The sequence below is a fragment of the Streptomyces sp. HB132 genome, from assembly GCF_016909575.1.
Taxonomy (GTDB): Bacteria; Actinomycetota; Actinomycetes; order Streptomycetales; family Streptomycetaceae; genus Streptomyces.
Genome location: NZ_JAFBGA010000005.1, coordinates 15,615 through 28,837 on the forward strand (window position 1 = coordinate 15,615; position 13,223 = coordinate 28,837).

General features: G+C 69.2%; 10 protein-coding genes and 1 pseudogene. 6 read left to right on the forward strand and 5 right to left on the reverse strand.

The annotated features are described in order from the left end of the window. The first annotated feature begins 2 nt into the window (after nucleotides 1-2). Nucleotides 3-872 carry an SDR family oxidoreductase gene (locus tag JOC24_RS13500; RefSeq protein WP_239580458.1) on the forward strand — a complete coding sequence of 290 codons (870 nt, stop codon included), beginning with the start codon at nucleotides 3-5 and terminating at the stop codon, nucleotides 870-872. Between the two features lie 469 nt (nucleotides 873-1,341). Continuing rightward, entirely contained in the window at nucleotides 1,342-2,055 is a 714-nt protein-coding gene (locus tag JOC24_RS13505) for an AAA family ATPase (protein WP_205020492.1), read from the forward strand. Between the two features lie 727 nt (nucleotides 2,056-2,782). Here the strand turns inward: JOC24_RS13505 and JOC24_RS13510 are convergent. Beyond that, the gene (locus JOC24_RS13510; protein ID WP_205020493.1) at nucleotides 2,783-5,848 is read right to left on the reverse strand and encodes an alpha-mannosidase; all 3,066 of its coding nucleotides are present in this window, start codon (nucleotides 5,846-5,848) and stop codon (nucleotides 2,783-2,785) included. A gap of 99 nt (nucleotides 5,849-5,947) precedes the next feature. Then, nucleotides 5,948-6,502 (reverse strand): annotated as a pseudogene (locus JOC24_RS13515) (substrate-binding domain-containing protein); the annotation flags it as partial. An 819-nt stretch (nucleotides 6,503-7,321) separates the two neighbouring features. Between JOC24_RS13515 and JOC24_RS13520 the strand changes: the two are divergent. Both JOC24_RS13520 and JOC24_RS13525 read left to right on the forward strand, forming a co-directional pair. Further along, entirely contained in the window at nucleotides 7,322-8,233 is a 912-nt protein-coding gene (locus tag JOC24_RS13520) for a hypothetical protein (protein ID WP_205020495.1), read from the forward strand. A gap of 256 nt (nucleotides 8,234-8,489) precedes the next feature. Beyond that, on the forward strand, nucleotides 8,490-9,167 hold the full coding sequence (locus JOC24_RS13525) for an adenylate kinase (protein WP_205020496.1): 678 nt from the start codon (nucleotides 8,490-8,492) through the stop codon (nucleotides 9,165-9,167). Between the two features lie 303 nt (nucleotides 9,168-9,470). On the opposite strand, the gene JOC24_RS13530 is transcribed toward JOC24_RS13525, so the two are convergent. Then, nucleotides 9,471-9,746: a hypothetical protein gene (locus JOC24_RS13530; protein ID WP_205020497.1), complete on the reverse strand. Its 276-nt coding sequence runs from the start codon at nucleotides 9,744-9,746 to the stop codon at nucleotides 9,471-9,473. Nucleotides 9,747-9,882: 136 nt separating this feature from the next. Between JOC24_RS13530 and JOC24_RS13535 the strand changes: the two genes are divergently transcribed. Next, complete coding sequence (locus JOC24_RS13535) at nucleotides 9,883-11,412, forward strand: WD40 repeat domain-containing protein (protein WP_239580431.1); 1,530 nt, start codon at nucleotides 9,883-9,885, stop codon at nucleotides 11,410-11,412. A 186-nt stretch (nucleotides 11,413-11,598) separates the two neighbouring features. Here the strand turns inward: JOC24_RS13535 and JOC24_RS13540 are convergent, their stop codons facing one another. After that, nucleotides 11,599-11,823, reverse strand: a complete 225-nt coding sequence (locus JOC24_RS13540; RefSeq protein WP_205020498.1) for a hypothetical protein — start codon at nucleotides 11,821-11,823, stop codon at nucleotides 11,599-11,601. Between the two features lie 132 nt (nucleotides 11,824-11,955). Then, on the reverse strand, nucleotides 11,956-12,495 hold the full coding sequence (locus JOC24_RS13545) for a GNAT family N-acetyltransferase (protein ID WP_205020499.1): 540 nt from the start codon (nucleotides 12,493-12,495) through the stop codon (nucleotides 11,956-11,958). Between the two features lie 218 nt (nucleotides 12,496-12,713). Here JOC24_RS13545 and JOC24_RS13550 point away from each other — a divergent pair, with 218 nt between their 5' ends. Then, a complete protein-coding gene (locus JOC24_RS13550) occupies nucleotides 12,714-13,085 on the forward strand; it encodes a hypothetical protein (protein WP_205020500.1) in 372 nt (123 codons plus the stop codon). Nucleotides 13,086-13,223 lie beyond the last annotated feature (138 nt).

A 13,223-nucleotide genomic window follows, 5' to 3' on the forward strand; every position in this document is an offset into this window, starting at 1 on the left:
AGATGGACATTCTTCCCGTGCTCGTCACTGGGGCGACGGGCCGGGTCGGCCGCGTCGTCATCGACCAACTCCTCGACGCGGGCGTGCCGGTCCGCGCCCTCACGCGTCGCTCCGAGGCAGCGGCGACGCTGCCTGCGAAGGCCGAGGTCTTCACCGGCGACCTCACCGTGCCCGAGTCACTCGACCCCGCATTGAACGGCGCCGGTGCGGTCTTCCTCGTCTGGACCGCCCCACCTCGGACCGCAGAGGCAGTCGTCGAGCGGCTGGCAGCCCACGTGCGGCGGGTCGTCTTCCTCTCCTCCCCTCATCAGACGCCGCACCCCTTCTTCCAGCAGCCCAATCCCATGGCGGTGCTGCACGCCGACATCGAGCGGCTCATCGCGGCCACCGGAATCGAGTCGACGATCATCCGGCCGGGGATGTTCGCGTCGAACTCGCTGGCCTGGTGGGCGCCCGCGATCCGGGCCGGAGACGTCGTCCGGTGGCCTTACAGCGCCGCCGAGTCGGCACCGGTCGACGACCGTGACATCGCAGCCGTCGCGGCTCGGACGCTCCATCAGGGCGGATACGTCGGAGGCGACTACGTCCTTACCGGCCCCGAATCGCTGACCCTGGCCGCGCAGGTGGACGTCATCGCCGCTGCCCTGGGGCGCCGGATCGCATTCGAGGAGATGTCGCCGGACGAGTTCCGAGGTCTGTGGGAGGGTACGGTGCCCCGCCCGGCCATCGACATGCTGCTCGCCGCGTGGAGTGCGGCGGTCGGACAGCCCGCGTACGTCACCACCGCGGTGGCCGACGTCCTCGGGACGGCACCGCGAGCGTTTCGCCAGTGGGCCGTTGACCACGCCATCGCGTTCACGAAGGGTTCGTGACCTCGTCGACCGCGACCTGCGCCCCAGTCCCGCAGCCCTCAGTCGCCCCGGTCCTCGGCCACTCAAACGGTGACCGAGGACCGCACAGGCCGCCCGGCGTGCCCGCATCCCCTGCGGCCCGACTGTCCTGGCCCCCCTGCTCCCACCCGCCGCTGACCGTGGAAGACCGATCCGCACACTCCAAGCGGAAGGGGGCGCCTGGCCTCCCCAGGTTTTGGCGCGCCTGCCCGGATGACTGATCGTCATGGTGGCTGCGTCGCGTCCCGCCGAGCAAGCCGGCCGCCCGCCGTCGCACTTGCTCGGCGGAAGTCGGCACGAGTGGTGCGGCTCGGAGGCGTTGAGGCACCGCCTGCAACAGCCGGGGACGACTGTGGGGCCGACGGGAGCGCCCCGGCAACAACGAGCGCGAGGTGCTGACGCCGGCTGCGCGGGGCACGTACGCATCCCGAGTACAGGCGACACTGGTTGCGTGATTATCGAACGTGCGTATGCCCATCTCTCCTCGTACGACGAGGAAACCTGGCCTTGGTCGGTGCCCTGCGTCCGTCAGCTGCTCAGCGAAGGGCTTCGGTTCACCGCACCTGTGACCTTTCTGGTCGGCGAGAACGGCTCGGGGAAGTCGACACTGGTCGAGGCACTGGCGGAGGGGTTCGGTCTGGACTCCTACGGCGGCTCCCACGACTGGAGCTACGCTTCCCCGCGCGGCAGATCGGCCCTCGGCAAACGTATGAAATTCGACACCGCCTCGGGGCGTGGGCGCCGCATGGCTGCCAGTTGGTCAGCCCGCAAGGGCTTCTTCCTGCGTGCCGAGACCGCGCGGGACGCTTTGGACAGGGAAGGGTTCTCGCCGGACTGTGTCAGCCATGGTGAGGGCTTCCTCGCGGCGTTCCGGGAAAAGTTCCTGCACGCCGGGCTCTATGTCCTTGACGAGCCGGAGGCAGCGCTTTCCTTCTCTTCGTGCCTCGAGCTGATCGGGCACATCGACCGGTTGGCCAAGGAGGGCGGCCAGATCATCTGTGCCACGCACTCCCCGTTGCTGACCGCACTGCCGGGTGCGGACATCGTCGAGGTCGGTGAGCACGGTATGCGCAGGGTCGCCTGGCGCGAGCTCGGCGTCGTGGATCACTGGCGCCGCTACCTCGCCGACCCGCACACCTATCTGCGGCACATCGTCGAACCCTAGAGGGAGGTCCTCCTTTCAGCCCCTCGGCACATGAGCGATGTGGAAGAACCGGCTCTCCGCGCCAGCCGACAAGCGTGCTGCTCTGCCGACTGCGCTGGGTCGTACAGGCCGGCCCGACGGTTGCGCTCACCGTCGGTGCCCGGCCTCTGCCCACGGGCCCGCGCTCCGAGACTCCCTTCTGAGGCCGCCGCGGATCAGCGGGGCGGCCCGTCGTTGAGGAACCGTCCAAGTTCCAGAACCCCGCTGTGCGCTTGACCTCGATGACGCCGGACGTGGCGATCAGCGCCTTCCACTGCCTCCGGGCCGTGGAGGCCGGCGGCACCGAAGCGGCCGCCGGTTCGCCGGCGCCGAAGGCGAACGCGCCGGCTGCTCGTGGATGTCGCCAAGCTGGTCATCCTCCCGGTCACCGCCCTGTGCGGCATCCACCCGGCCCGTGGCTCCTTCGCCCTGGCGGCTGTCGGGCGGGGCCTCGTGACCTACTTGGGCGGCTGGCGTCGCAGGCATGGGCAGGGGGGGCCGCCGGGATGTCGCCGTACCGGCCGACGAGGGCGGTTGGGGACCGTGCGGGTGCCGGCTCACTGTGGAAGCGGCTGTATCCATGATGAGCGGCCAGCAGGCCGTCCGGTACCGCGGCGGTCTCCGCTGCGCGCTCGTGTTCCGGCAGGCATCTCGACTCGCTGATCCGTACCGGAACCCACCGGTTCACCACTCGCGGCCCCCTCCTCGGTCAGGCGCGTGGCGTCAGTCGCACAGTCAGAATCTGGAACGGGCGCAGAACGAGCGGCACGCCGCCGGCGGTGACGGGCAGGTCGGGTCGGTCTTCTACCGGCCGTTCCAGCAGGTCGGTCGTCGTGGCCGCCATCACCGGGAATCCCGCGCGCAAGGTTGTCGTGGCTCGTCCTCCGAGCGACTCGTAGAGACGCACGATCACGTCTCCCGAGCGGTCGTCCGCGAGCTTCACGGCCTCGATCACGACACCGTTGTGGTCGACCTCGGCCAGTGGGGCGACAGCCGTCGAGCCGGCGACCGTTCGTTCGGCGAGGTTGAAACGGTAGCCCTCGCGGACGGCGTCACCGATGTCCGCACCGATCACCAGGCCGTAGCGCAAGCGGTGTTCGCCCTGGTCGGCTTCCGGGTCAGGGAAGAGCGGGGCGCGCAGCAGCGAGAGCCGGGCGGTGGTCGTCGTCCCGCCGTCGGGGCGGACGTCGCGGGTGACGTCGTGGCCGTACGTGGAGTCGTTGACCAGCGCCACTCCCCAGCCCGGCTCCTCGATGTGCAGGAAGCGGTGGGCGCAGATCTCGAAGCGGGCCGCGTCCCAGCTGGTGTTGGAGTGGGTCGGCCGCCGGACGTGGCCGAAGGGGATCTCGCTGGTGGAGTCGGAGGCCCGGATGTCGAACGGGAAGGCGGCCTTGAGGATCTTCTCCCGCTCCCGCCAGTCGACGGTGATGTCGATGTCGAGTCGCCGAGCGCCTTCTCGCAGGGTCAACTGTTGGCGGATCCGTGACTGGTTGACGCTCCACACGATCTCGATGGTGTCGCCGTGGGCCGTGACCTCGTCGGCCTGGGTCAGGTCCTGCACGGTGTTTCGGTAGAAGGCGTCGACGTCCCAGGCGTCCCACTGGTTGGGGAAGTCCTGATGGAGTTGGAGCAGGTTGCCCGCCGATCCGGGGGCGAGCGCCTCGCGCCCGGCTGTCAGGTCGTACGCGGACGTGATCAGTCCGCGGGCGTCGACCGTGATCCGCACCAGCCCGTTGTCCAGGACGAGGCTGCCGTCCTGGCCTGCTCGTACGGGTGCCGTCCGCAGTGGTGCCGTACGGAGGGCGGCGGCGAGTGCCGGCACCCCGTCGCGGCCGTGCGGGGCAGCGTTGAAGACGACCAAGCCGCCGCCGTCGGCTTCCGCAGGCCCGGCCAGAGCGCGCTGGGCGGTATCGATGACCGCGTTCAGTTCCCGGGCGACTTCCTGGTGGGCCTGCTCCGTCTCCCGGTGCACCCAGGCGATGGAGGAACCGGGCAGGATGTCGTGGAACTGGTGCAGCAGGACGGTCTTCCAGATGCGGTCGAGCGCGGAGTACGGATAGGGCTCACCGGTCCGCAGAGCAGCCGTGGCCGACCAGAGCTCCGCCTCCCGCAGCAGGTGTTCGCTGCGGCGGTTGCCCTGCTTGGTGGCGAGCTGGCTGGTGAGCGTGCCCCGGTGGAGTTCCAGGTAGAGCTCTCCGACCCATACCGGCGCGTCGGGGTACTCCGCGTGGGCCTTGGTGAAGAAGTCCACGGGCCCCTCCATCTCGACCTTCGCGGAGCCCTCCAGGTTCGCCAGCCGGTCGGCGCGCGCCAGCATCTCGCGGGTGGGGCCGCCCCCGCCGTCGCCGTAGCCGAACGGCACCAGGGAGCGGTTGGCCGCACCCTTGTCGCGGAAGTTGCGCTCGGTGTGGCCGATGTCGGCACCGGAGAGGTCGCCGTTGTAGGAATCCACGGGCGGGAAGTGGCTGAAGACCCGGGAGCCGTCGATGCCCTCCCACCAGAAGGTGTGGTGCGGAAACGCGTTCGTGGTGTTCCAGGAGATCTTCTGCGTGAGGAACCAGTCGATGCCGGCGAGCTTCATCAGCTGGGGCAGCGCGGCGTTGTAGCCGAAGGTGTCCGGCAGCCACATGTCGCGCGTCTCGACGCCGAACTCCTCCAGGTAGAACCGCTTGCCGTGGACGAACTGGCGTACCAGGGACTCGCCGCCCGAGAGGTTGGTGTCGGGCTCGACCCAGAGGCTGCCGGTCGGCAGGAACTGCCCGGTCGCCACCTTCTGGAGCACCCGGGCGTACACCTCGGGGCGCTGTTCCTTGAGCCAGGCCAGTTGCTGGGCCTGCGACATGACGAACCGGAAATCGGGGTGGTCGTCCATCAGCGCGGTCACGTTCGAGACGGTGCGGGCCGCCTTGCGGACGGTTTCGCGCACCGGCCACAGCCAGGCTGTGTCGATGTGGGCGTGGCCGACGGCCGAGATGCGATGGGCACCGGCGTACGCGGGTGCGGAGAGGGCGGGAGCCAGCAGTGTCCTGGCCTGCCCGGCAGTGCCTTTGATGTCCTGGAGGTCGATCGCGTCGAGCGCCGCGCTCACCGTGTGCCGGATCTGGCTTCGACGGGTGGCGTCCTCGGGCAGTTGGTGCATGAGACCGGACAGGACGTCGAGGTCTTGGACGAGCTCCCAGACCGTCTCGTCGAAGACGGCGAGGTCGGTGCGGGTCAGCCGGTACAGCGGTTCACCGGCGGACTCGGCGCCTCCCCCGGCGCGCAGCCACGAGGCGACATCACCGGCCCGGGTGGGGACGAACGGGTCACCCGCGGCGTCGAAGTCGAAGATCAGCGGGTTGGCGGCGGCCTCGATGTAGAACTCGAACTCCTCACCCCCCTCTGCCCGTTCGGCGATGAGGAGCCAGGTGTTGCGCGGATTGAGGGCCTTCACGGGGGTGCCGTCGGCCCGGTACACGAGCCCTTCGGCGGAGAATCCGGGCTGGGTGGCGCCGAAGCCGAGGTCGAGCACCGCTTCGACCCGCTCCCCCGCCCAGTCGACGGGGACGCCGCCACGGATCCTGAACCAACTGGTGGACCAGGCCGGGCCCCAGTACTCGCCGGTGCTGATCGGCTCGTAAGGTCCGGCGATTCCCTCGCTCACCGGCACGGGTTCGCCGGAGAGGTGGTGAACACTCACCTCGAGCGGCAGGGAGCGGACGTGGACTGCGGGCCTGAGGCGCTGGTCGAGTACCCGGGCGAGCCGGCGTTCGGTCAGCGTGCGGTCGTCGTGCATGGAGACTCCATCGAAAGTTCCGCGCGGGTAGCGGCGGGCCCGTCCGCCGGCCCGGTCGGATGACAGCGGTGTCCCGGGAACGGCCGGACGGTGCAAGGCTTACGGTCGGTCGATCCCGTACCGGATGACTTCGGTGGGGACCACGGAGCGTCGTGCGGGCAGAGGGGTGCCGGGGCCGGCGTTGATGCGGTCGATGAGCATCTGGCCGGCCCTGCGCCCGATCTCGTCGGCGTCGTAGGACGCGATCGTCAGCGGGAGACCGAGGACGTCGGCGAGGTCGAAGTCGTCGAAACCGGCCAGGGAGACCGGGGCACCCAAGGTGCGGACGGCCCTGATGGCCCCCTGGGTCAGACGGTTGTTGGTGCAGAAGAGCGCGGTGGGGGCGTCAGGTCCCTCCAGCAGCGCGACGGCGGCGTGCTCGGCCTTGGCCACGTCCGCGAGTCCGCGACGGATGTGGCGTTCGTCCGGCTCCAGGCCGGCCGCCTCGTGGGCTGCCCAGTAGCCACGGAAGCGTTCGGCACCGGTGTAGAGCGCGGGCGGGTTGCCGAGGAACCCGATGCGCCGGTGTCCGTCCTCGATAAGCCTGCCGGTGGCCGCTTCCGCTCCGCCGAAGTCGTCCACCAGTACGCAGTCCGCGTCCATCCCCGCCGGCGGCCCGCAGGGTTGCTGACGCGGGTGACTGGGGGCCGGGCTGCCCGGTCCGCAGCCGTCGGCACCAGTGGCGGAAGCTCGGGCGGGCGACACCGAGAATGCCGCACATCCGCTTCACGCCGTAGCGGGGGTGCAGATCGGCGACACGCTGAAAGCGGTTCAACGGCGCGTCTCCCCCGGCGAAACGCCTCTCCGGCTTCGGCAGGATCTCGCGCTCCTCCTCCAGCTCACGGACCTTCCTCCTCGGAGCCGCGATCTCCGCCTCCATCGTGGGCGGCTCCTGCGATACCTCCGGCCGGCTTCGCCGGGGCAGCTCACTCCGGCTGCCCGGACCCAGTTCCGCAACGTCTCCGGACATACCCCGAGATCGGCCGCGCTCTACCTGATGGTCGTTCGGGCCGCGACTCGCACAGCGCGACCGCGTCCGCCTCGAACCGCGGCCGGTGATTCTGCATGGCCACAAGCTGTCCGTCCTCAAATCCTCAGGACCCGGTGTCTCCTGTGTCCAACATCAGAGGTCACCCCCGCCCCTGAATCACGTCTGGGCCTCGTGGCAGACGTTTCTGCCTTTTGTGATGCCCGCGCCAGGTGGTCGCCGCACCGTAGGGCCGTTCACAGACAGGCGGGGAGCGTCGCTGAGGGATGCACAGCGGGTCAGCCGGCAGTGGAGATTTCGCGGACTTGATTATCTATTAGGCTCATGCCACAAAGGAAAGATTTTAAAGGGGGTTGAGGGTGCCCCCTCCTGACAGAGCCGGACGCACCGACGCGACCGCGCCAGCTAGTTCCCTGCCCGTCCCTGACGACCCGGAGTCCGAGCGGATGTCTCACTCGCTGACACCCCATAACAAGGGGAATCTGCCAGCCCTCAACGCGCCACCACTGATCCGCCTTGACGCATACGTCGCCGAGGACGGATCGACAGTGGTCAACGGCCACCTGCTGGTGATGGGTGGCATGCGCCCGGCCAACGAGGCGATTCTCGACGCCGTGGCCATGTTCGCCCGCGCCCTGGGGGCTCCGGTGGCGGCAACCGTCATCGACCGCAGACTGCGGCAGATCGCGCGGCTCCGGGTGTACCCCGACGGATCGAGCCGAACCATCGCCGAGGAGGAGGACCTGCCACCCGGGCGCGAGCGAACCATCGCGGAGGAAGAAGCCTTCCCCCCGCTCGCCCGCGTCGAGCGGATCATCCAGCACGCGCAGCGCGAGGAACTGCACGCCGCGTTCGTCCTTGCCGGTGCACTGCGGGAGCACCTCACGCTCCGCCGGGGCGCGGAGGACGAACTGTCACTGGAGGCCAGGGCGATCGAGGCTTACATCGCCTACCTTCGCGGCGACTATGTGATCTCCACTGCTCTCGCGCTGACGGTCGCACGCATCCGTTGTGGCATCGATCTGAATAGGGCAGCCCCCGAGGTGGTCCGCGCCACTGCCGCGTGGCAAAGGCTGCAGGACGAGGGGCAGATAGCAACCCGAGGAAAGGAACTGCTGCACATGTGGGAGCGGTTGTCCGTGGCGGGCCTGTTGAAAGAACCGTCCCATCACGCCATGGCCCAGGCCGTCCGGACCAGGATTGAACGGGACGGCCGTCACGCGGAGGTACCGCCCCCCGCTCTCGAGCCGGCGTCGGCTGCTGTTCAGGTCGTGGTCCCGCCTGAGGACAAGCCCCTCAAGCCCACCCGAAGGGGGATACGCCGCTTCACCAGGCGGCCGGGTCGAGCGGACGCCTGAGAGTCCTCCCGTACGCAGTTCTTCGGTAGCGGACGAGAGCGCAGGCGATTGGGCGCGTACGATGCCGTGTTCTGGAAGCTGGCAGCGTGCTGGGTGGCCGTCCGGGCAAGCCGAAGGCTCACGCTGGGGGTATCACCCGCTCCATTCCTGGGGTACGCCGGATCGCGCCCCGGTGGCGACGGCACCAGCGTTCAGTCACGGCTGCTAATCCCGGGACCGATCCTGGGCCACGCATGACGAAGGGTCTGACTCATCGATGCGCATCCTCCTGATCGGGCCGCCCGGGGCCGGCAAGGGCACGCAGGCAGTGCGCCTTGCCTCGCATCTGTCGATCCCGCACGTTTCCACCGGTGACCTGTTCCGCGAGCACATCGCCGCGGGCACCGAGCTCGGCCGGCACGCCCACACACACATACACGCCGGACTTCTGGTACCGGACGAGCTCACGATCGGGGTGATCGAAGAGCGCCTCGCCCGCCCGGACACCGAGCGCGGATTCCTGCTGGACGGCTTCCCTCGCAATCTTGCCCAGGCGCAAGCGCTGGACGGCATGCTGGCCGGCTTCAAGTCGAGGCCGGACGCCGTGCTCGATCTGGAGATTCCCGAGGACCAGGTGGTCAGACGGATAGCTGGACGACGTTTGTGCCGTCAGGACCGAACACACATTTCTCACGTCGATCACAGCCCGCCCGAAGTGGCAGGAGTCTGCGACCTTTGCGGCGGTGAGCTGTACCAGCGAGACGACGACCGCGAGGCAACCGTTCGTAAGCGACTGAAGGTCTACCGCACCCGGACGGCGCCGGTCGTCGACCACTACCAGGCCCAGGGTCTGGTGACCACGATCTCAGCCCACGGGCAGGTCCAGGAGGTCCTGCACCGCGCGCTGGACGCACTCGGCCGAGGCCGGGCCGACGCCGCCGGTACGTCGACCTGATCCCCCTCCGCCGGGAACGTGCGGGGCTGCCGTCTCTGGAAGCCGCCGCAGAGGACTGCAAGATCTGCCCGCCCCGACCGCTCTCATCCCTCGGAGGATGCCCACCTCCAGTGCCTCGCCGACCTGGCGAACCGGGCGAGCGAGGGCTCCACTTCGCTGTCGAGGCCGCCTGTCATGGTGCTCTCGGAGTGCTACCGATTCCGCAGGGCTGCTCGGCTCGTCCACCGGCCGCGAGTTGCTCGCTCTCTGCGAGGACTTCAGCGAAGAGCTCGTCACAGCGATGCGGTGGCTCCGCGTGACGGGTCACCAGCGTCGTGAGCCGGATGCCCAGTGCGGCAGCCGTGACGGACGGTGGCATGAACGGAGGGCTGCTACGGGCGGCGCCGCATGGAACAGGTCCGGTTCGGTCTCGGCGGGGACGCCCGGGCTGACCAGGCGCTTGAGCTTGTGGCGGGTATTCTCGGTCTTCTTCGGCTTGAGCGGGAGATCCAGGGACTGGCTCAGGTCGCGGGCACGCATCGGTCCAGCAGCGTCGGCGAAGACGTCGAGGATCCGCCAGGCCGAGGATGTCCAGTTCACCGCCGCGTGGACGCTCTGCGTCCCAACCCCGATTCGGCGTCAAAACGACTTGTCTCGACTTCTTGATGACGCTTTCCGTCTGAGCGAGCGCCGCCCGGTCCGCGGTGGTGCGCTGAGATCAGGGGTGGGATCAGCGTTGAAGAAGACGTCCGGAAGAGGCAGCAGGCTGACGACGGTGCTGCTGGCGGGCGCGCTGGCCGGGTCGGCGCTGACGACGGTCACCGGTACCGCGTCCGCAACCCCGGGGGCCGCCGCCCCGAACACCGCCGCGGCGGCCGTGGTGCCGTCGGGTCCGGGTGTGGAGCTGTCTGCCGCGTCATTCACCCAGATGACGGTGGACGACGCCAGCCGGCGCGTGTGGATCGCCGGGGACCGTGTCTATCCGGACGGATCGCGGGACGGCGAGCTGATCGGCGTGCTCTACGGGGGCGTCGGGCCCGCCGTTGCGAGCGTCCACATGGCCGCCCCCCTGTCCGGCGTCGCGGTGGAGCCGAACGGCTCGAAAGTCTACGCCGGGCAATCGGACCACATCGCGAACTACTCCCACCACAGCGGGTCCTTGTACCCCCTCGACCCGAGCCCGGCGCCGGCCGACAGCTGTGGGCGGGAGCTGGTGCACACCGGCGGGCGACTGTTCTTCACCAGCCGGCCCGCAGCATCGCCCGGGGGCTGCGTCGACGCGCTGGGCAGTGTCGGCGTCGCCGCGACGGCCGCGGGCGGCAAGGCCGGGGAGGTCATGTACTCGAGCACCCCGGTCCATCTCGAGGGAGGGCCCGGAGGTCTGCTGGTGACCGCTCCAGAGCGCTGGTCCCCGACCGCTGACCCCGACCTGGGGATCTACCGGGTGACGGACGGGGCGGACGGGAATCTGTTGGAGTTCATTGGCGAGCGCCGGTTCACCGAGAACGGCTCGGGCCAAGGCATGGACTTCCGGGACGCCGACTTCTCCGCGGACGGCACCGTCCTCGCGGTGGCAGACGGGGTGCGGGGGACCGTGCTGCTCGACGGCCGGGACGCCGGCTTCCTCGAGAACCGCTACGCGCCGCTGCCGGAGGGTGTGGCGCCCACGGCCGTCGCCTTCAGTCCCGACGGCAAGTGGTTCGCCCAGGGCGGCGCGGCGTCGGACGATACAGCCGACCTGACCCTGGCGTTCGCCGACCCGTCGGTCGAGCGGCAGCCGCTGCGCATCAGCTTCGAGGACAACGCTGCGGGCCACCGCGTCGTCCCGCGTGGCGTGGAGTTCTCCGGAGACGGGCAACAGCTCTTCGTCGTGACCTCCAACCAGGAGGGCACGAGGTTCTGGTTGCACAGGATTCAGACCCGGGAGGCCCTGGCACCGTCGCGTCTCGTGGACGTGACGCACGGCCCGGCCGTCGCCGGGGGGCCGTTCAGGGTGACCGGGCGACTGGACCTGGACGGACTGGCACCTACCGAGGCGCCGCGGATCACGGTGCAGCGGATGAACGGCCCGGAGGTCGTCGACCTGCCGTCGGTCCCGGTCGCCGAGGACGGTACGTTCGTCCTGGAGGACGTTCTGCCGGCCCGGGTCGGGAACGTCCAGTACGTGCTCGGCTATGCAGGTGACGAGGTCCATTACATCTCGGAGCACTGGCTTGTGGTGGACACGGTCGAGGCGTCGAGCACGGTGCCCCGCAGCGGCCGGTAGCCGACGCGCGCGGCGGGCTTCATCGGCCGCCTGGCAGATCATGTCGAAGCTGATCGGCCCCGGTGAGCGTCCGAATTGTCCGACAAGAGCGCGGAGTTCCGGCGCTTCCGGGTCCGCTGGGAAGGACGCGACGAAAACCCTCGGAGGGCTTTGCTGACGGCGGTTCTTCCGTAGCGGACTCGGTTCTCACCGGATGCCGAGCGCGGACTTCGCCCCGTCGTGGAGTTCGATGCGTCGCTCCCAGCGAACCGACGGGGCGTTGGAAGTGGTGAGCAGGGCGAAGGTCTGCTCGATGGCGTGGCGGAGCTTGTCGATGCCGTTGATGTTGGGTGTTCCTCTCCGGGAACGTCCACGCCGGTCGACCCGGGACGGACCGGCGACAGCACTGACACCTTCCGCATGCCTCAGCACTCCCCCACGGCGGCGAGTTCGAGGGCGACCGCTCGGACGATGGTGGCGGCCCCCGCAGCAGCTCCGCTGTGGGACCACCCGGATCGCCGGTCTCGGTGTCGACCGACACAACCACGCCTTTCAGCCACGGGCTCAGGCGTACGGTGTGACCGGGGACCGCAGGCCGAGCCACTGCTCGGCGTCCCAGGCACGGAACCTCTCAACCTCGGTGAACCCCAGCTTTCCCGCGAGGCGCATCGAGCCGACGTTGGCAGTCTGGGTGTGGAGCACCACCGGCTCGCCGGGAAGGACGCCGTCGAGCCAGTCGAGTGCCGCCGTGCACGCCTCGGCGGCGTACCCGAGCCCCCACGCCCGCGGGAGGAACAGGTATCCGAGATCGACTTTCCCCTCGGCGGCCGGGCGCCCGTGCTCCGGTGCTCTCCTGAGCAGGATCTCGCCGATCATCGCCCCGTCGAGTTCAACGACGAAACACCCGGGCCATTGCCCAGGCACCTCGGGCACCTCGCGCTCGAGCTCGGCACGCGGGCGGGGTCCGCCGAGGTAGGTGTGCACCTCTGGCGACGCCAGCAGCTCGATGAACGTCACACGGTCCCGGGCCTTGGACTCACGGAGCACGAGCCTCTCGGTCCTGATCGGGACCGGTGGCCAGGTGACGGACTTCAGTTCACTCATGGCGGGCAACCTATCGCGCCCGGGCGACGTGTTTGCGTAACTTCCGCACGTGGCTGCGGATTTGGCGCCGGGTACCGCATGCGCGACGCGAAGCTCTGAAGGTCACACTCTGGGCTCTTCCTGCGGACCGGTCCGCGATCTGGTGCGGTGCGAGGGCTGCCAGGCCGATTCCTTCGGATCACCTTCACGGTCTTGTGCGGCCTGGATACGGTGACGGCATGACGACGATCTTGCGGCACCCCCGACCTGGGTTCATGTGGGATTGGTGGGCAGTGGACGCCCAGGGCTTCCTCGTGCAGTTCAGTGGCGGGCCTGCTCCTGAGCATCTACTGGTGCATGCGGATCGTGTCGACGCCGCGGCTGCATGGGTCGAGGAGAACTGTCCCGCATGGTTCAACGATGCTCCCCCATCGCTTCACGCCTTCAACTGCAACGGCGAACTGCCGGTCTACACCCGCAACAGCGTCCCGGACTCCCCGTTGCGACTGTCCGACGCCCCGGCAGCCATCACCGACGTCGCGACTCTGGTTGAACTGCACAAGGCAGTGGGAGAAGTCTGGACCATTTACCTTGACGAGGGATGGGCCTAGGCACCCCGGGTGGGTCACCTGGCTGACCAGATGAAGATGGCGGCGATGTGGAGTCCGGCGAGGTAGATGGTGGCGGTCTTGTCGTATCGGGTCGCCAGGCCGCGCCACTGCTCACCACACTGTCAGCCCAACTGGGCA

Excerpts from the sequence above, each read along its gene's own strand:
- JOC24_RS13500 (WP_239580458.1), top strand. The coding sequence starts at position 3 with ATGGACATTCTTCCCGTGCTCGTCACTGGGGCGACGGGCCGGGTCGGC.
- JOC24_RS13510 (WP_205020493.1), bottom strand. The coding sequence starts at position 5,848 with ATGCACGACGACCGCACGCTGACCGAACGCCGGCTCGCCCGGGTACTC.
- JOC24_RS13525 (WP_205020496.1), top strand. The coding sequence starts at position 8,490 with ATGCGCATCCTCCTGATCGGGCCGCCCGGGGCCGGCAAGGGCACGCAG.
- JOC24_RS13550 (WP_205020500.1), top strand. The coding sequence starts at position 12,714 with ATGACGACGATCTTGCGGCACCCCCGACCTGGGTTCATGTGGGATTGG.
- JOC24_RS13520 (WP_205020495.1), top strand. The coding sequence starts at position 7,322 with ATGTCTCACTCGCTGACACCCCATAACAAGGGGAATCTGCCAGCCCTC.
- JOC24_RS13545 (WP_205020499.1), bottom strand. The coding sequence starts at position 12,495 with ATGAGTGAACTGAAGTCCGTCACCTGGCCACCGGTCCCGATCAGGACC.